Origin of the sequence: Microbacterium azadirachtae (assembly GCF_025583665.1) — a bacterium.
Classification (GTDB): Bacteria; Actinomycetota; Actinomycetes; order Actinomycetales; family Microbacteriaceae; genus Microbacterium; species Microbacterium azadirachtae.
This window is the reverse complement of sequence record NZ_CP099706.1, coordinates 140,933-158,299: the sequence shown is the minus strand read 5'-3', so window position 1 is coordinate 158,299 and position 17,367 is coordinate 140,933. Positions and strand designations below refer to the sequence as shown.

Genomic DNA, 17,367 nt, shown 5'->3' with positions numbered 1-17,367 from the left:
CACAGGTGACGCCATGAGCACTCTCCGCCGCGTCGCGGGGAAGCTGGGCGGGCTGCTGCTCACCCTCTTTCTCGCCTCGCTCCTCGTCTTCTTCTCCCGGTTCCTGGTGCCGGGCGACCCGGTGCGCTTCCTGCTGCGCGGCCGCAAGCCCTCTCCCGAGGCGATCGCGGACATCACCGCGCAGTACGGGCTGGACCTGCCGCCGTGGGAGCAGTACGTGCGCTGGATCGCCGGCGTGCTGCACGGCGACTTCGGCCGCTCCCTGCAGTTCCGCCAGAGCGTCACGACCGTGCTCGGCGATCGCCTTCCGGTGACCCTCATGCTCGTCGTGATGGCCGGCGCCATCATCGCCGTCGCCGGGCTCGTGGGCGGCGCGATCGCCGCGCTGAACAAGGGCCGCGCCGTCGACCGCGGCATCCTGATCTCCCTGACGGTGCTCGGGGCGATCCCGTCGTTCGTCGGATCCATCGTGCTCATCGCCGTCTTCTCGGTGCAGCTGGGCTGGTTCCCGTCGTTCGGATCCGGATCCGGCTTCTGGGACATGGCCTACCACCTGGTGCTGCCGTCGATCGCCCTGGCGATCGTGTTCATCGTGCTCGTCGGCAAGGTCACCCGCTCCGCCATGGTCGAGCAGCTGAACCGGGAGCACGTCGAGGTCGCGACCTCGCGCGGCATGACCCGGCTCGCCGTCATCCGCCGGCACGTGCTGCGCAACGCGCTCGGCCCGATCCTCACGGTGTCGGGAGTGCTCGTGGCGGGCCTCATCGTCGCGAGCTCGATCGTCGAGCAGGCCTTCGGCCTCGCCGGGGTCGGCTCCCTCCTGGTCGGCTCCGTCGACCGTCTCGACTTCCCCGTCGTGCAGGCGATCGTCCTGCTCGTGGTCACGGCCTTCGTCGTCGTGAACGCGATCATCGACATCCTCGAACCCTGGATCGATCCCCGATCCGCTGCCGGAGCTGGTGCACGATGACCGTCCCCACCCCCACCCTGGCGGTGCGCGTGCTGCGCATGCCGAAGCGGCTGCGCGGCCGCGGAATCGTGTTCGCGTCGCTCGCCGTCCTCGCCGTGGTCACGCTCGCGGCGATCCTCGCCCCCTGGGTCGCCCCGTACGACCCCGACGCGGTCGACTTCACCGCGTTCTACGCCCCGCCCTCCCCCGCGCACTGGCTCGGCACCGACAGCCTCGGCCGGGATCTGCTGAGCCGGATCGTGTGGGGCGGGCGCACGGCGCTGCTCGGTCCGCTGCTGGTCGTCACGTTCTCCACCGCCCTGGGCATCCTGCTCGGACTCGTCGCGGGCTGGCGCGGCGGATGGATCGATGCCGTGCTGGGACGCGTGTTCGACGTGCTGTTCGCCTTCCCGTCGCTGCTGATCGCGATGATGGCCGTCGCGCTGTTCGGGAAGGGCCTGGTGGCGCCGGTCATCGCGATGAGCATCTCGTACGCGCCGTTCGTGGCACGGCTGACCCGCTCGCTCGTCGCCGCGGAGCGCACCAGGCCCTACGTCGCGGCCTACCGCGTGCAGGGCTTCGGCGGTGCGTGGATCGCGCTGCGGCGCGTGCTGCCCAACATCGCCCCCATCGTCGGAGCGCAGTCGACGCTGAACTTCGGATACGTGCTCGCCGAACTCGCCGGCCTGTCGTTCCTCGGCCTCGGCGTGCAGCCGCCGACCGCCGACTGGGGCGCCATGATCAACGAGGCCCAGGGCGGCATCGCCGCAGGCCAGTTCCTTCCGGCGATCGCGCCCGCCGTCGTGGTGGTGCTCGTGGTCGTCGCCGTCAACATCGTCGGCGAGGACCTCTCCGACCGCATCGGAGGGGAGATCCCCGCATGACCGTCACGTCCGCACGGCGCAATCCGTCCGCACTCGGCGATCCGTCCGCACTGCTCGAGATCCGCGACCTGACCCTCGACCTCTCCGACGGCACCCGCCTTCTGCACGGGATCACGCTGTCCGTCGCGCCCGGCGAGACCGTGGGCCTGGTCGGCGAATCCGGATCCGGCAAGTCCCTCACCGCTCGCACCGTGCTGGGCCTGACGCCGGACCGCGCGCACATCGGCGGCAGCGTCTCGGTCGACGGCCGCTCCCCGCTCTCCCCCGCCGCGCTGCGCGCGGTCCGCCGCTCGGATGCGGCGATGGTGTTCCAGGATCCGCGAGCCGGCATCAACCCGATGCGCACGATCGGCGACCACCTCACCGAGGCTCTGCGCCTGAACGAGAGGTGGCCGCGGGCTCGCGCCCGCGCCCGTGCCGCCGAGCTGCTCGCCGACGTGCGCCTGCCCTCCCCGGCCGAGCACCTCGACCAGCACCCGCACGAGCTGAGCGGCGGCATGCTGCAGCGCGTCATGATCGCGGGCGCCCTGACCACGGCCCCGCGGCTGCTCGTGTGCGACGAGCCCACGACCGCGCTCGACGTGACCACGCAGGCGGAGATCGTGCAGGTGCTGCGCGAGCTCTGCGCCGACCGCGGGATGGGCATGCTGTTCATCACGCACGACCTGAACCTCGCCGGATCCCTGTGCGACGGGCTCGTGGTGATGAAGGACGGCGCGGTGGTCGAAGAGGGCCCGGCCCTCGAGGTGCTGCGCGCCCCGCAGGCCGAGTACACGAGGCGGCTCGTCGCGGCGACCCCGCGGCTGAGCGGCGACGACGGCGCGGTCGGCTCCGGAGCCGCGGGCGACGACCCCATGGTGCAGGTCGCCGGCGTCTCGAAGACGTACCGCGTGCGCGGTCGCGGCGAGGTGCGCGCGGTCGTCGGAGCGGACCTGGAGATCCCGGCGGGCGGCGCTCTGGCCGTGGTCGGGGAATCCGGATCCGGAAAGTCCACGCTCGCCCGCATGATCGTGGGCCTCGAGCAGACCGACACCGGCACCATCCGGATCGGCGGGCGCGACACCAGCGCGGTGCCGAAGCGCCGCGAGGAGCGGCTGGCCCGGGCGAAGAGCGTGCAGATGGTGTTCCAGGATCCGTACCTGTCCCTGGATCCGCGGATCCCCGCCCGCCAGGCGGTGAGCGACGTGCTGCAGCTGCACGCGGGACTCGACCGCGCCGCCGCCGGCGCCAGGGCCATGGAGCTGCTGGCCGCGGTCGGCCTGGGCGAGGAGCACGCCGTCGCGCGCCCCAAGACGCTCTCCGGGGGCCAGCGCCAGCGTGTGGCGATCGCCCGGGCGCTCGCGATCGAGCCCGACCTGCTCGTGATGGACGAGGCCACGAGCGCCCTCGACGTCTCCGTGCAGGCGCAGGTGCTCGACCTCGTCGCCGAGATCCGCCGCGCGCAAGGGCTCACGCTGCTCTTCATCAGTCACGACCTCGCCGTGGTGCGCCGGGTGTGCGAGCAGACCGTCGTGATGCGGCGAGGGGAGATCGTCGAGCACGGCGCCACCACGGAGATCCTCTCCGCCCCGCAGCACCCCTACACCCGCCTGCTGCTGGATTCGGTGCCCGTCCCCGCCTGACCTCCGCGCCCCACCCCGCCAGAAGGAGCCCCATGGAGCTGCACCACCTCACCGCCACCGAGGCCACCGCGCGGTTCCGCCGTCGCGAGCTGTCGCCGGTCGACCTGCTCGACGCCGTGATCGCGCGCACCGCCGCGACCGAGCCCGTGGTCAACGCCGTCACCGAGCAGTGGCTCGACGAGGCGCGGACCGCTGCCGGGGCGTCCGAGCGGCGGTTCGCCGACGGCGCGGCCACCCGGCCGCTGGAGGGCATCCCGCTCATGCTCAAGGAGGAGCAGCCGATCGCCGGACGCACCGCCGAGGAGGGCAGCCTGCTCGAGCGCAGCCGCGTCGCCGCCGAGACGCATCCGATCGTCGACCGGATCCTCGACGCCGGCGCGGTGGTGCACGGCCGCACGACCACCCCGGAGTACTGCTGTGCGCCGGTCACCCACACGGCGCTCTGGGGCGTGACCCGCAACCCGTGGAACACCGCCTTCTCGCCGGGCGGATCGTCGGGCGGCTCCGGTGCCGTGCTCGCCGCCGGATCCACGATCCTCGCAACCGGATCCGACATCGGCGGATCCATCCGGATCCCCTCCTCCTTCTGCGGCGTGGTCGGGTTCAAGCCGCCGTTCGCGCGCGTCCCCGGCCTCGCGCCGTTCAACTCCGACACGTACTGCGCGGACGGTCCGATGGGGCGCAGCGTCGCCGATGTGGCGCTGCTGCAGAACGTGATCGCGGGCCCCTGGGCGGGCGATGCGGCGTCGCTGCGCGAAGTCGTGACGGTATCGGGCGCCGTGTCGTCGCTCGCCGGCATGCGCATCGCCGTCTGTCTCGACCTGGGCGGCTACGCGGTCGATGCGGCCGTCGTCGCGAACACCCTGGACGTCGTCGCCGCCCTGCGCGCGGCCGGCGCGACCGTGACGGAGGTCGAGCTGCCCTGGGGACCGCAGCGCACGCTGGAGACGAGCTGGCCGCACTTCGGCGCCGTCATGGGCCCGTTCATCGAATCGATCGCCGACGGGGATCCGGAGCGCACGGCCCGGCTCATGCCCTACACACGGGCGTTCGCCGAGGCGGCGGGGCGGGGCGGCGACTTCGTCGGCGGTCTCGAGGCGGAGTCGGCGTTCTACCGGCCCTTCGGCGAGCTGATGCAGCGCTTCGATGCCCTCCTCTGCCCGACGATCGCCACCACGGGGCTCGCCGCCGACGCACCGTGCACCGACAGCGATGCCGTGTTCTCGCAGCTCATGACGCTGCCGTTCAATGTGATCGGCCGGGTGCCGGTGCTGGCGGTGCCGTCGGGCATCGCCCCGAACGGCGTGCCCACGGGCGTGCAGATCGTCGGCCGCACCTTCGACGACCCCACGGTGTTCCGGATCGGCGCCGCGCTCGAGCAGGAGCTGGCGCTGTGGACGGATCCGGCCTGGTGGCCGACGCTCTGACGACGCCGCTCTTCGGGCGTCTCCGCCCCGGTCGCGATGTCTGCTCCTGAGCGCCGTCCGGAGCAGCGGATATTGCGACCTGAGCGGATCCCCACTGCCGCAGCCGCTCCTAGGCTGGACCCATGACGCGGATCTGGGTGGTGCGGCACGGGCAGAGCATGCTGAACGCGGTCGAGCGGATCCAGGGATGGTCGGATGCGCCGCTCACCCCGACCGGGCGCGAGCAGTCCACCACCCGCGGGCTCGACTTCGCCGCCGCCGGGATCCGGTTCGACGCGGCGTTCTCCGGCGACGGGATGCGGCATCGCGAGACCGCGGCGGGCCTGCTCGCGGCGGCGGGGTCGACCCTCACGGCGCAGCCCGACCCGCGCTGGCGCGAGCTGAGCTTCGGAGCGCTCGAGGGCATGCACGTCCGCCGCTTCTCCCGGCTCATGGAGGAGCACGCCGAGGCGGAGCGTCCGTTCATCGCGACGCTCGACGCCCTCGCCGCCGAAGACCCGCTCGCCGAGACCCCGGCGACCGTGGCGGTCCGCGCGCTGGACGCACTGCATGACGCCGCGGACGCCGGGTCCGAGGTGCTCGTCGTGACCAGCGGCATCACGATCATGTCGCTCCTGCACACCCTCGGCGGGGCGCTCGACGCGCGCTCCGGGCCCGCCAACCTCTCGGTCTCGACCATCCGCCGCCACGAGGACGCCTGGATCGTCGACCGCGCCGCGGATCCGGATCCGATCGCCGTCTGACGCGATCACGATCCACGACCGGCGCCGACCGTTCTCAGGACGGCTCCATGCAGCACCGAAGGGAGCCGCGGCATTCCGCGACTCCCTTCGGTGTGGACGCACCCCTCCTGAGAGCGGACCGACGTCAGACGGTGTACTCGTCCGCGACGTCGAGCGCCGCGTCGAGCGCGGCGAGCCCGCGCACCAGCTCGTCCTCGGTGATCACGAGCGGCGGGGCGACGTGGGTGCGGTTGAAGTGCACGAACGGCCAGACGCCGCCCTTCTTCGCCGCCGCGGCGAACGCGCCCATCGGGGCGGCGTCCGCGCCGGCCGCGTTGAACGGCACGAGCGGCTCCCGCGTCTCCTTCGAGCGCACGAGCTCCACCGCCCAGAACAGGCCCTGGCCGCGCACCTCTCCGACACTCGGGTGCTTGTCGACCCACCCGCGCAGCGTCGGCTCGACGATGCGGCTGCCGAGGTCGCGCACGCGCTCCAGGATCCCGTCGCGGCGGAACACCTCGAACGTCGCGACGCCCGCCGCGCACGCCAGCGGGTGGCCCGAGTAGGTGAGCCCGCCCGCGAACGAGACGGTGTCGAACGCCGCCGCGATCCGGTCCGCGATGACGACGCCGCCGAGCGGGACGTAGCCCGAGTTCACGCCCTTGGCGAAGGTGATGAGGTCCGGCTTCGCATCGAACGCGTCGATGCCGAACCACTCGCCCAGGCGTCCGAAGCCGACCATGACCTCGTCGGCGATGTAGACGATGCCGTAGCGGTCGCACAGCTCGCGCACGCCCTGCAGATAGCCGGGCGGCGGCACGAGCACGCCGTTGGTGCCCACGACGGTCTCGATGATGATCGCGGCGATCGTCGACGGGCCTTCGAGCTGGATCGTCTGCTCGAGGTGCTCGAGCGCGCGCTGCGACTCCTGCTCCAGGGTCTCGGAGTGGAACGCCGAGCGGTACAGGTACGGTCCGAAGAAGCGCACCGTCCCGTTGTCGACCGAGTCGTTCGCCCAGCGCCGCGGGTCGCCGGTCAGCGAGATCGCGGTCGCGGTGGACCCGTGGTAGCTGCGGTACATCGAGAGCACCTTGCGGCGGCCCGTGAACGTGCGGGCCATGCGCACCGCGTACTCGTTGGCGTCGGCGCCGCCGTTCGTGAAGAAGACCTTCTCCATGCCCTCGGGGGCGACCTCGGCGATCAGCCGGGCGAGCTCGCCGCGCACGTCGTTCGCGATCGACGGCTGGATCGTCGCGAGCCGGCCGGCCTGCTGCTGGATCGCCGCGACCAGATCGGGCTGCTGGTGCCCCAGGTTGAGGTTCACCAGCTGGCTGGAGAAGTCGAGGTAGGCGTTGCCCTGGTAGTCCCAGAACGTGGATCCCTCGCCCGCGGCGACGGGCACCGGGTCGATGAGCGCCTGCGCGCTCCAGGAGTGGAAGACGTGCGCGCGGTCGTCGGCGCGCACCTGCGCTTCGGCGTCGGGCGCCGGGAGGGCGTGCACGACGCCGTGCCTGTCGGTGAGGGCCGCGGCTTCGGTGGTGACGGTCATGTTCAGATCCTTCCGCGTCAGTGGTTGCTCGGGAAGCCGAGATCCACCTGCGCCGGCGTGTGGTCGGGCCAGCGCGTGGTCACGACCTTGGAGCGCGTGTAGAAGTGGATCGACTCGGGTCCGTAGATGTGCGAGTCGCCGAACAGCGAGGCCTTCCAGCCGCCGAACGAGAACGCTCCGATCGGCACCGGGATCGGCACGTTGACGCCGACCATGCCCACCTCGATGTCGAACTCGAACTCACGGGCGGTGCCGCCGTCGCGGGTGAAGATCGCGGTGCCGTTGCCGAACTGGTGCGCGTTGATCAGCTCGACGGCCTCGGCGTAGCTGTCCACGCGGACCACCGACAGCACCGGGCCGAAGATCTCGTCCTCGTACAGCTTCATGCCGGGCTTCACGTGGTCGATGAGGCTGATCCCGGTGAAGAAGCCGTTCTCGTCCAGGCGCTCGCCGGCGGCGATGCGCTGCGTGCCGTCGATGAGCACGGTCGCGCCCTCGGCGGCGGCGCCGAGGACGTAGCCCTCCACGCGGTCGCGGTGCTCCCGCGTGACCAGCGGACCCATCTCGCTCGCGACGTCGGTGCCGTCGCCGATGCGCAGGTTCTGCACCTTCTCGGTGATCGAGGCGATCAGCGGCTCGGCCACGTCGCCCACGGCCACCAGCACCGAGACGGCCATGCAGCGCTCGCCCGCCGAGCCGTAGGCGGCGGAGACGGCGGCGGCGGCCGCGGCGTCGATGTCGGCGTCGGGCATGACGACCATGTGGTTCTTGGCGCCGCCGAGGGCCTGCACGCGCTTGCCGTTCGCCGAGGCGCGCTGATAGATCGACTTCGCGATCGGGGTGGAACCGACGAAGCTGACGGCCTTGACGTCGGGCGAGTCGAGCAGGGTGTCGACCGCGACCTTGTCGCCGTTGACGACGTTGAGCACGCCGTCGGGGAGCCCGGCCTCCTGGAAGGCCTTCGCGAGCCAGATCGCCGCAGACGGATCCTTCTCACTCGGCTTCAGCACCACGGTGTTGCCGCAGGCGATCGCCGAGGCGACCATCCACAGGGGCACCATCACGGGGAAGTTGAACGGGGTGATGCACGCGACCACGCCGACCGGCTGCTTGACCGAGTGCACGTCGACGCCGCGCGCGACCTGCTCGGAGTGCTCGCCCTTGAGCAGGTGCACGAGCCCGGCGGCGAACTCGACGTTCTCGATGCCGCGGGAGACCTCGCCCGCCGCGTCGGAGAGCACCTTGCCGTGCTCGCTCGTGACGATGGCGGCGAGCTCGGGCGTGCGCTCGGCCAGGATCTGGCGCAGGCGGAAGAACACGTCGGCACGCTTGATGAGGCTGGTCGCACGCCAGGCGGGTGCGGCGGCCTTGGCGGCGGCGATGGCCTGCTCGACCTCGGCGACGCTCGCGAAGGCGACGCTGCGGTGCGCCTCTCCGGTGGCCGGGTTGTAGACCGGGCCGGTGCGCTCGGTCTCGCCGGGTTGCGTGTTCGGCTCGGTCAGGGCTCCGTCGATGAAGTGGCGGATCACGGTCACGCGATGCTCCTCGGGTTCTGGGGATGGGGTTCCGGACACTCTGATCGACGGTGTCCGCAGGCTTGCTCTCCCATGCTGACAAAGGGGAGGATGGATCCGTGCCCTCAGATCGTCTGGACTTCGTCGAGGATCGGACAGATCGTCCGGATCCTGATCCGGCTCGATCCCTGAGCGAGGGCGACCCCCACCGGTCCCTGAGCGAGCGCAGCGAGTCGAAGGGCGATCCCGGCCTGCCGACCGTGGCCGATGCCCTCGAGGTCGCCTCGCTGCAGGCCGGACTTCCCGAGGTGCTGACCGGATCGCTGGACGCCCCGGTGCGCTGGGTGCACGTCTCGGACAGCGATCGCGTGGCGGCCCTGCTCGACGGCGGGGAGCTGCTGCTCACCACGGGCGCCGGCTGGCCGGGCGACGCTGCGGCGCTCGGCAGGCTCGTCGACGAGCTGGCCGACGCGGACCTCGCCGGGATCGTGCTGGAGCTGGGCACGCGGTTCGCCGTGGTGCCGCCCCCGCTGGTCGCAGCGTGCCGGTCGCGCGACCTCGCGCTCGTGTCGCTCGAGCGCGAGGTGAAGTTCGTCACGGTGACCGAAGAGGTGCACCGCCGCATCATCGCGGGTCAGGTGGAGGCCCTGCAGGAGCGGCAGCGCCTGCACGAGCTGTTCACCGCCCTGAGCCTGCGCGGCGCCCCGGTCGAGGTGGTGGTGCACGAGACCGCACGCGCCCTGCGTGCGCCGGTGGTGCTGGAGGATCTGGCGCACGAGGTCGTGGTGGCCGACACCGCCGGACTCGCCGAGGCCGAGGTGCTCACCGACTGGCCCGGCCGCTCGCGCCGCCTGCCGCCGGAGTGGACCCGCGTTCCCGTCGCCGCCCGCGGCACCCGGTGGGGCGAGCTCGTCGCGCTCCCCGGTCCGCCCCACCCCGCGGGCCCGGCGACGGTGCTGGAGCAGGCTGCGACCGCACTGGCGCTCTCCCGCCTCGCCGACGGGGAGGGCGCCTGGTCCCGCCTGCGCGCCGAGGGGCTGATCGCGGCCGTGCTCGGGGAGCGCTTCGCGACCGTCGCCGACCTGGAGGCGCGCCTGGAGTCGTCGGGGTTCCCCGTGCGCGGGCGCGCCCTGTACGTCGCCGTCGCCTCGGACGCCTCCGTCGCCTCGGACGCCTCCGTCGCGCGCGACGATGTGCACACAGTGCGACGATTCGCACAGGAATCCGGCGAGAACGCGCGCGGATCGTCGCCGGCTGTGCAGAACGTCGCGGACGTCCGCACCCTGTCCGCGGTCGTCGACGGCGAGCGGATCCTCCTCCTGTCGCTGCCGTCGGGCTCTCGTCCCGATCCGCTTCTCGCCGAGCTGGGACCCGGTGCCGTGAGCGACCCCGCGTCCTCGGCGAGCGAGCTGCTGGCGATGATCCCGGTGGTGCGGCGCCTCGCCCGGCAGGCCGGTCCGGGAGCGCTGCTGCGCGTCGCCGACCGGCCGCTCACCCGCCTCGCCGCGGAGCTCAGCGGCGACCATCGCCTGCAGGAGCACAGCGCGCGCCTGCTCGCGCCGCTGATCCGGCACGACGATGCGACCGGCGGCGACCTGCTGCGGGTGCTGCGGGCGGTGGTCGCGCACCCGGGCAACCGCACGGCCGCGGCAGCTGCCTCGCACCTCTCCCGCTCGGTGTTCTACCAGCGGCTCGCGCTCATCGCGGATCTGCTCGACGCCGACCTCGACGACGGCGAGACCCTCTCCGCCCTGCATCTGGCGCTCCTCGCGCACGGCCGCTGAGCCCCTCACTCCCCCGCCGGCTCCCCGGGATCCCCCCGCCGTGCCCCCACCACTTCGCTCACTGGTCGCCAATTGCGGGTTTGGAGGCCCCGAAGCCGCAAACTGCGACCAGCGAACCGCGGGGGTGGCCCGGCCGAAGCCCCGGGACTCAGGCGATGTAGACCTTGCGCAGCGTCTCGGTCACGGTCCACGTCGTGCGCATGCCCTCGGCGAGACGGACGACGGATCCGGGGCCGATCTCGAGATCCGCGAGCGCCGGATCCTCGAACGCGATCGTCGCGCGTCCCGACAGCACCACGAAGAGCTCGTCGGCCTCGGTGTCGGTGGCGGTGCCGGGCGTCATCTCCCAGATGCCGACCTCGCGATCACCGGTGCCGTCGAGCACGGCGATCGCCGTCGTGGGAGCCCCGGCGACCACCTCGGCGGCAGGCAGCGGCTCGTGCGTGAGGACGAGGTCGGCGTCGGTCACCGACCGGCCCGCGGCGGGCAGGCGCGCCCCGGGCCCTTCGACAGGCTCAGGGACCGAAGGCAGGCGTGCCCCGGGCCCTTCGACAGGCTCAGGGACCGAAGCCGTCCCCGCGGCGGTCATGAGTCGAACCCCATGCCGACGGCGTCGAGCGAGCGCAGGAACAGGTTGCGCCTGCCCTCGTTGTGGTCGGCCTGGTTCATCGCGGCGCGCACGAGGTTCACGCCGATCGAGGCGGCGGGCTCGGGCGGGAACGGGATGGGCTTCGTGCGCACCATCTCCAGCCGGGTGCGCTCGGTGTCGAGGCCCGCGAGCTCGTCGAGCATCACGTCGGCCGCGAACCGGGTGGCGCCGACGCCGAGCCCCGTGAATCCGGTGGCGTAGGCGACACGGCCACCGCGGGCGGTGCCGAAGAACGCGCAGAAGCGGCTGCACGAGTCGATCGCCCCCGCCCAGCGGTGGGTGAAGCGCAGCCCCTCGAGCTGCGGGAATGTCGTGAAGAAGTGCGAGGCGAGCTTGCGGTAGCTCTCCGGGCGCTCCTCGTACTCCTCGCGCACCTTGCCGCCGAAGTGGTAGACCGCGTCGTAGCCGCCGAACAGGATCCGATTGTCGGCGCTCAGGCGGTAGTAGTGGAACTGGTTCGCGCTGTCGGCGAGACCCTGCCGGTTCTTCCAGCCGATCGCGTCGTACTGCTCGGCCGAGAGCGGCTCGGTCATCAAGGCGTAGTCGTAGACCGGCACGGTCATGAGCCGGTTTCGCTTGAGCAGCGACGGGAACACGTTCGTGGCGAGCGCGACCTGGTCGGCGACGACGGATCCGGTCTCCGCCGTCACGGTCTGCACGCCGCGGCCGGAGAGCCCGGTCACCCTGGTGCGCTCGAAGATCTGCACGCCGAGCTCGGTCGCGACCCGGGCGAGCTCGAAGGCGAGCTTCGCCGGGTGCACCATCGCGCAGCCCTCGCGGTCCCAGGATCCGGCGAGGTAGGTGGGCGAGGCGACCTCCGCCTGCACCGCGGCCTGGTCGAGGAAGTCGTCGCCCTCCATCCACGGGACCTGGTGCGGCTCGACGGCGACCGACATCTGCCCCGTACGCTCCCAGTCCACGTCCATGCCGTAGCGCTGGACCGTCTCCTGGATCCCGTCGAGGTTCTCCAGGCCGAGCCGCTCGAGCAGGTCCAGCTCGTCGGGCCAGCGGTTGCGGCCGTTCTCCTCGCCGTGGGTCAGGCTCGCCTCGCAGAATCCGCCGTTGCGACCGGATGCCGCCCAGCCGACGCGATTCGCCTCGAGCAGCACCACGCTGCGCTGCGGATCGCGCTCCTTGGCGCGGATCGCGGTCCACAGCCCGGCGTAGCCGCCGCCGACGATCGCGAGATCGGCGCGCACCTCCCCCGACAGGGTCGGGTAGGCGGTGCGCTCGATGTCGTCGAGCCAGAAGGCCGCGTGCACGGTGTTCTCGAGAGCGCGCTCGATGACCGAGGCGCTCGGCTGCCGTCGTTCGAAGACGGTCGTTCCCATGATGGTTCCTTGTCCGGGAGGTGGTGGTCGTTCGCCGGGCGCGCGCGAGCGCCCCGGCAGCCGCGATGCGGCCGGGTTCGAGAGGACGGGGGCTCAGCCGGTCAGCGGGTTCCCCAGTTGTAGAGGTCCTTGTGGAGCCCCGCATAGAGGAAGCACTCGGTGTGCGAGACGCCCTCGATGGTGCGGATCTGCGTCGCGATCAGCTCGAGCAGATCCTCGTCGCTCTCGCAGATCGCCTCGGCCAGGATGTCGAACGAGCCGAGGGTCACGTTGACATATGCGATTTCCGGAATGTTCGCGATCGCTTCGGCCGCGACACGCGGATCACCGTCGACACGGATCCCCAGCATCGCCATGCGGGAGAATCCGAGTTGGCGCGGATCGGTCACGGCGACGATCTGCACCACGCCGCTGTCGGTGAGGCGCTGTACGCGCTGACGGACGGCGGCCTCGCTGAGACCGACCGCACGACCGATCTCGGCATAGGGTCGACGGCCGTCCTCCTGCAGCAGTTCGATGATCCGCTTGGAGACGTCGTCCAGCACCGGCACCTTCGGCTTGTCGCTCATGTGACGATCTTGACACTCCCTGACGGGCTCTGCAACTGATTTCGCAGAATCGGATCCATTTTTCTTCCGATTTCGTTGATCCTGTCCTATCCTGATCAGCATGCAGAGCACCCTGTTGCAGAACTTCATCGGCGGACGCTCCGTCGCCGCCCACGGCGAGGGCCGCATGGACCTCATCGACCCGGTCACCGAGCAGGTGTACGGGCAGGCTCCGATCTCGGATCAGAGCGACATCGACGCGGCCTACGCCGCGGCGGCCGCCGCATTCCCCCTCTGGCGCGACACCACTCCGGCCCAGCGTCAGCTCGCGCTGTTCCGCATCGCCGACGCGATGGCCGCGCGCGCCGAGGAGTTCGCCGACCTGGAGTCGAAGGACACCGGAAAGCCCCGCGCGAACCTGGTCGCGGACGAGATCGACCAGTCCGTCGACCAGCTGCGCTTCTTCGCCGGCGCCGCCCGCAGCCTCGAGGGCAGGGCCGCCGGGGAGTACATGGCCGGCCACACCTCCTATGTGCGCCGCGAGCCGATCGGCGTGATCGGCCAGGTCACGCCCTGGAACTACCCGCTCAACATGGCCGTGTGGAAGATCGCCCCTGCGCTGGCGGCCGGCAACACGGTGGTGCTGAAGCCTGCGGAGTCCACCCCGCTCACGACGCTGCTGCTCGCCGAGATCGTCGCCGAGCACACCCCCGCGGGCACGCTCAACGTGGTGCTCGGCGACCGCAGCACGGGTGCGGCCCTCGTCGCGCACAAGACGCCGCAGATGGTCGCGATCACCGGCTCCGTGCGGGCGGGCATGGCGGTCGCGGAGTCCGCGGCCGCCGACGTGAAGCGCGTGCACCTGGAGCTCGGCGGCAAGGCGCCGGCGATCGTCTTCCCCGACGCATCGATCGCCAAGGCCGCCGAGGGCATCGTCACCGGCGCGTTCTTCAACGCCGGTCAGGACTGCACCGCGGCGACCCGCGTGATCGTGCACGCGTCGGTGCACGACGCGCTGGTGAAGGCGCTCGTCGAGCGCGTACGCACGCACGCCCGCACCGGCGCGCCCCACGAGGAGGGCGTGTTCTTCGGACCGCTCTCCAGCGCCGCGCAACTCGCGCAGGTGCAGGGCTTCGTGGACCGGCTGCCCCCGCACGCCGTCATCGAGACCGGCGGCAGGCGCCAGGGCGACGTCGGCTACTTCTTCGAGCCCACCATCGTGTCGGGCATGCGCCAGGACGACGAGGCGGTGCAGAACGAGATCTTCGGACCCGTGCTCACCGTGCAGACGTTCGAGGACGACGACGAGGCGCTCGCCTTCGCGAACGATGTGCCCTACGCCCTTGCGGCCTCGGTCTGGACGACGGACCACGCCCGATCGCTGCGCTTCTCCCGTGACCTGGACTTCGGCTGCGTGTGGATCAACACCCACATCCCGTTCGTCTCCGACATGCCGCACGGCGGGTTCAAGCACTCCGGCTACGGCAAGGACCTCTCCCAGTACGGCTTCGACGACTACACCCGCATCAAGCACGTGATGAGCGCGCTGGACTGAGGACGCCCGGACGCACGGTCCACGGCGGCCACAGTGCACGAAAGATGGATAACGTCGCTCCCCGCGTCGTCGGAGCGGCGTTGTCCATCCCGCGGGGACAGGATCCGGTCCGTCGTGCTACTGTCGCCTACGCCGTGTGGCCGCAGACAGAGGAGGTGATACCCATGAACGAATCGACGTGGGTGCTCCTCAGCGAGGTCACGGTCGGGCGATAGGTCGTCCGGGAGCGCCGTACAGACGCACTCCCGAAAGGCACGACCATGAACATCACCCCTGAACTCCGCTTCACCGCCGAAAGGCGCCTCGTCTCCGAGCAGCCGCACGGCAGCGTCGTCGAGCGCGACTTCACCCTCGACGGGATCGACGGCATCCTGTGGTTGCCCGGATCGGCATCCGCCGAACATCCGGTCCCGCTGATCCTGCTCGGCTATCCGAGCGGGCCCGGGCTCGCCCGGATCCGTCCGCGCCTCGAAGGCCGCGCGCGCTCGTCCGCCGAGCTCGGCTTCGCCTCCGTCACGCTCGAGATGCCCGGCAACGGCGCCCGTCCCGCGCTTCCCGAGCTCGAAGGCGCCCGCGCCGACCTGATGCGGGCGCTCGACGCCGGCGAACGCCCGGACGAGGACGTCATCGACCGGCTGGTGCTCCCGCTCGTCGAGAAGACCGTTCCCGAATGGCAGGCGGCGCTCGACGCCTGCCTGGCACTCCCCGAGATCGCCGGCCCCGTCGCCTACTCCGGCGGCGTGCTGGCGATCGGCATCCGGCTGGCCGCGATCGAACCGCGCATCGTCGCCGCCGGGCTGTTCGCCGGCAGTTATGTGCCGCTGCGGATGTTCGACGAGGCCCGCCGCGTCACGATCCCGCTGCACGTGCTGCTGCAGTGGGACGACGAGGGCAACGACCGGCAGAGGGCGCTCGACGTGTTCGACGCCTTCGGCTCCGCCGAGAAGACCCTGCAGGCGAACCTCGGCGGGCACACGGGCGTTCCCGCCCACGCCGGGGAGGATGCGGGACGGTTCTTCGCCCGGCATCTCGCGCCGAAGCGCTGAACATGCAGGACGGCCCCGGAACGATCCCGGGGCCGTCCTCTGCGCAGGCGCCTCAGCCCGCCAGCACCTCCAGGAGCGCCTGGGCGAGCGCGTGGCTGGACTGCGGGTTCTGGCCGCTGATGAGATTGCGGTCCCGCACGACGTGCGACGTCCAGGCGTCCGCGTCCTGCACGGCCGCACCCCGTTCGCGCAGCGTCGCCGCGACGAACCACGGCGTGTTCGCGCCGAGACCGCCCGTGCGTTCCTCCTCATCGGTGAACGCGGTGAGCGTGCGTCCCGCGAAGACGAAGCGGCCGTCCGTATCGGTGGCGCTCAGCAGGCCCGCGGGCCCGTGGCAGAACGGCGCGATCGGCAGGGATGCCGCATCCGCGGTGGCGAGGATGCGGCCCAGATCCTCGTCGAAGGCGAGGTCCGCCATCGGACCGTGACCGCCCGGCAGGACGACGGCCGCGTACTCCGCGACCGACACGTCCTCCAGGGCGATCGGGTGGTCGAGTTCGGAGCGGATCGCGGCGAGGTATGCGCGATACTCCTCCGTGCGGTCGGCGTCGCCGACCACCTCGGGGTTCAACGAGCCGGGGTCGACCGGCGGCACCCGTCCGCCCGGAGTGGCGATGGCGACGTCATGGCCGGCGCGGGTCAGCTCCCGGTGGGCGACGACGAGCTCCTCCGCCCAGAATCCGGTGGGATGGGCGGTGCCGTCCGCGAGGGTCAGGGAATCGGCCGCGGTGACGACCATGAGGATCTTCGACATGTGGGTCCTTTCGACCCGTCCATGCTCCTCCGCCGGCAGGCCTCGCCTCCATCGGAGAATCGAGAGCAGCCATCGGAATGCTCCGGATCCTGTCAGGAGATGATCCGCCGCAGCGCGATCGCCGTGGCCCTGATCCCCGGGAACCGCTCGGCATCGCCGCTGCGCGTGGCCAGGTAGAGCGTGTTCAGCGGCGGGATCTCCGGGTCGGCGAGCGCGATCAGCGCGCCGGAGCGCAGATCGTCCGCGACGACGTACGCCGGCAGCACCGACATCCCGACACCCGCCCGCACCGCGTCCCGGATCCCCCGAAGGTCGGGGACGACGGCCGCGACCCGCAGGCCGGTGGGCGGACGGCCGAAGACGCTGCGCCAGTACCGCCGCACGATGGGCAGGTTCTCCGCGTATGCCACGACAGGGACCTGCTCCGGATCCCGGCCGCCCCACACCGGTGCGGCGACGAGCGCGAACTCCTCGTCGTAGAACGGCACCGCGGTGATCCCCTCGCGATGAGGCGGCAGGGCGCTGACCACGACGTCGAGGGCTCCGCCGACGAGCGCGTCCAGCAGCTCCTGCGCCAGCCCGAAGGTGAGGCGGATCGGCGCGTCCGCCGCCTCGATCAGCTCCGCGATCCGCGGCACGACCATGATCGACAGGATCTCCGCCGCGCCGCCGACGTGCACGGAGCGCGCGGCGTCGGCGGAGCGGTCCGGCAGCAGCACGGCGTCCTCGAGCGCATCGACATGCGCCGCCACGCGGCGTACCAGTTCGAGACCCTTCGCCGTCGTCGTCACCCCGCCGCGGCCGCGCTCGAAGACCGGGAAGCCTACGGCCGTCTCCACCGCCTGCACGTGCGCGGACACGGTCGCCTGCGACAGGCCCAGCAGCTGCGCGGCGCGCGTGAGCGATCCGGTCCGATGCACGGTGACGAACGTGCGCAGGTGGTCCAGGCTGGGTGCACTCACGTCCGCCACTGTACGCGGACGCGACGTCGCGGCCGGGCAGCTCCGGCCTCGCGCTGAACGCAGAGGACGGC

Annotated in this window: 15 protein-coding genes; 8 read left to right on the top strand and 7 right to left on the bottom strand. The window is 71.7% G+C overall.

Annotated elements, in window-relative coordinates; genetic code table 11:
• The first annotated feature begins 13 nt into the window (after positions 1 to 13).
• From NFX31_RS00745 to NFX31_RS00725, 5 genes are all read left to right on the top strand, one after another.
• A complete protein-coding gene (locus tag NFX31_RS00745; protein WP_091477817.1) occupies positions 14 to 970 on the top strand; it encodes an ABC transporter permease in 957 nt (318 codons plus the stop codon).
• On the top strand, positions 967 to 1,833 hold the full coding sequence (locus NFX31_RS00740; protein WP_091477818.1) for an ABC transporter permease: 867 nt from the start codon (positions 967 to 969) through the stop codon (positions 1,831 to 1,833). The genes NFX31_RS00745 and NFX31_RS00740 overlap by 4 nt, the downstream gene beginning before the upstream one ends.
• The gene (locus NFX31_RS00735; protein WP_262956457.1) at positions 1,830 to 3,455 is read left to right on the top strand and encodes an ABC transporter ATP-binding protein; all 1,626 of its coding nucleotides are present in this window, start codon (positions 1,830 to 1,832) and stop codon (positions 3,453 to 3,455) included. The genes NFX31_RS00740 and NFX31_RS00735 overlap by 4 nt, the downstream gene beginning before the upstream one ends.
• A 32-nt stretch (positions 3,456 to 3,487) precedes the next feature.
• Positions 3,488 to 4,882 (top strand): amidase, encoded by a 1,395-nt coding sequence (locus NFX31_RS00730; protein WP_262956456.1) that lies wholly within the window; start codon positions 3,488 to 3,490, stop codon positions 4,880 to 4,882.
• 122 nt (positions 4,883 to 5,004) lie between these two features.
• Complete coding sequence (locus NFX31_RS00725; RefSeq protein ID WP_052674089.1) at positions 5,005 to 5,625, top strand: histidine phosphatase family protein; 621 nt, start codon at positions 5,005 to 5,007, stop codon at positions 5,623 to 5,625.
• A gap of 124 nt (positions 5,626 to 5,749) precedes the next feature.
• Here NFX31_RS00725 and NFX31_RS00720 read toward each other — a convergent pair whose 3' ends face one another.
• Positions 5,750 to 7,153 carry an aspartate aminotransferase family protein gene (locus NFX31_RS00720; protein ID WP_045248809.1) on the bottom strand — a complete coding sequence of 468 codons (1,404 nt, stop codon included), beginning with the start codon at positions 7,151 to 7,153 and terminating at the stop codon, positions 5,750 to 5,752.
• A gap of 17 nt (positions 7,154 to 7,170) precedes the next feature.
• A complete protein-coding gene (locus NFX31_RS00715; RefSeq protein WP_262956454.1) occupies positions 7,171 to 8,688 on the bottom strand; it encodes a CoA-acylating methylmalonate-semialdehyde dehydrogenase in 1,518 nt (505 codons plus the stop codon).
• Positions 8,689 to 8,786: 98 nt separating this feature from the next.
• On the opposite strand from NFX31_RS00715, the gene NFX31_RS00710 reads away from it, so the two are divergent.
• Positions 8,787 to 10,451 carry a PucR family transcriptional regulator gene (locus NFX31_RS00710; RefSeq protein ID WP_262956452.1) on the top strand — a complete coding sequence of 555 codons (1,665 nt, stop codon included), beginning with the start codon at positions 8,787 to 8,789 and terminating at the stop codon, positions 10,449 to 10,451.
• Positions 10,452 to 10,599: 148 nt separating this feature from the next.
• Here the strand turns inward: NFX31_RS00710 and NFX31_RS00705 are convergent, their stop codons facing one another.
• The 3 genes from NFX31_RS00705 to NFX31_RS00695 form a co-directional block, all read right to left on the bottom strand.
• Positions 10,600 to 10,920 (bottom strand): cupin domain-containing protein, encoded by a 321-nt coding sequence (locus tag NFX31_RS00705; protein ID WP_045249010.1) that lies wholly within the window; start codon positions 10,918 to 10,920, stop codon positions 10,600 to 10,602.
• A gap of 116 nt (positions 10,921 to 11,036) precedes the next feature.
• Positions 11,037 to 12,431 (bottom strand): NAD(P)/FAD-dependent oxidoreductase, encoded by a 1,395-nt coding sequence (locus tag NFX31_RS00700; protein ID WP_045249009.1) that lies wholly within the window; start codon positions 12,429 to 12,431, stop codon positions 11,037 to 11,039.
• Positions 12,432 to 12,532: 101 nt separating this feature from the next.
• The gene (locus tag NFX31_RS00695; RefSeq protein ID WP_045249008.1) at positions 12,533 to 13,000 is read right to left on the bottom strand and encodes an Lrp/AsnC family transcriptional regulator; all 468 of its coding nucleotides are present in this window, start codon (positions 12,998 to 13,000) and stop codon (positions 12,533 to 12,535) included.
• Between the two features lie 100 nt (positions 13,001 to 13,100).
• Here NFX31_RS00695 and NFX31_RS00690 point away from each other — a divergent pair, with 100 nt between their 5' ends.
• Positions 13,101 to 14,534: an aminobutyraldehyde dehydrogenase gene (locus NFX31_RS00690; RefSeq protein WP_262956451.1), complete on the top strand. Its 1,434-nt coding sequence runs from the start codon at positions 13,101 to 13,103 to the stop codon at positions 14,532 to 14,534.
• A gap of 260 nt (positions 14,535 to 14,794) precedes the next feature.
• Positions 14,795 to 15,580: a dienelactone hydrolase family protein gene (locus NFX31_RS00685; protein ID WP_262956450.1), complete on the top strand. Its 786-nt coding sequence runs from the start codon at positions 14,795 to 14,797 to the stop codon at positions 15,578 to 15,580.
• A 52-nt stretch (positions 15,581 to 15,632) separates the two neighbouring features.
• On the opposite strand, the gene NFX31_RS00680 is transcribed toward NFX31_RS00685, so the two are convergent.
• Together NFX31_RS00680 and NFX31_RS00675 are read right to left on the bottom strand one after the other, a co-directional pair.
• Positions 15,633 to 16,334, bottom strand: coding sequence for a type 1 glutamine amidotransferase domain-containing protein (locus NFX31_RS00680; RefSeq protein WP_091477825.1), 702 nt, complete (start codon positions 16,332 to 16,334; stop codon positions 15,633 to 15,635).
• 92 nt (positions 16,335 to 16,426) lie between these two features.
• A complete protein-coding gene (locus NFX31_RS00675; protein WP_262956449.1) occupies positions 16,427 to 17,296 on the bottom strand; it encodes a LysR family transcriptional regulator in 870 nt (289 codons plus the stop codon).
• Between the last annotated feature and the right edge of the window lie 71 nt (positions 17,297 to 17,367).

Coding starts and splice junctions, on each gene's coding strand:
- NFX31_RS00745 (WP_091477817.1), top strand. CDS start 14: ATGAGCACTCTCCGCCGCGTCGCGGGGAAGCTGGGCGGGCTGCTGCTC.
- NFX31_RS00740 (WP_091477818.1), top strand. CDS start 967: ATGACCGTCCCCACCCCCACCCTGGCGGTGCGCGTGCTGCGCATGCCG.
- NFX31_RS00735 (WP_262956457.1), top strand. CDS start 1,830: ATGACCGTCACGTCCGCACGGCGCAATCCGTCCGCACTCGGCGATCCG.
- NFX31_RS00730 (WP_262956456.1), top strand. CDS start 3,488: ATGGAGCTGCACCACCTCACCGCCACCGAGGCCACCGCGCGGTTCCGC.
- NFX31_RS00725 (WP_052674089.1), top strand. CDS start 5,005: ATGACGCGGATCTGGGTGGTGCGGCACGGGCAGAGCATGCTGAACGCG.
- NFX31_RS00720 (WP_045248809.1), bottom strand. CDS start 7,153: ATGACCGTCACCACCGAAGCCGCGGCCCTCACCGACAGGCACGGCGTC.
- NFX31_RS00700 (WP_045249009.1), bottom strand. CDS start 12,431: ATGGGAACGACCGTCTTCGAACGACGGCAGCCGAGCGCCTCGGTCATC.
- NFX31_RS00695 (WP_045249008.1), bottom strand. CDS start 13,000: ATGAGCGACAAGCCGAAGGTGCCGGTGCTGGACGACGTCTCCAAGCGG.
- NFX31_RS00690 (WP_262956451.1), top strand. CDS start 13,101: ATGCAGAGCACCCTGTTGCAGAACTTCATCGGCGGACGCTCCGTCGCC.
- NFX31_RS00685 (WP_262956450.1), top strand. CDS start 14,795: ATGAACATCACCCCTGAACTCCGCTTCACCGCCGAAAGGCGCCTCGTC.
- NFX31_RS00680 (WP_091477825.1), bottom strand. CDS start 16,334: ATGTCGAAGATCCTCATGGTCGTCACCGCGGCCGATTCCCTGACCCTC.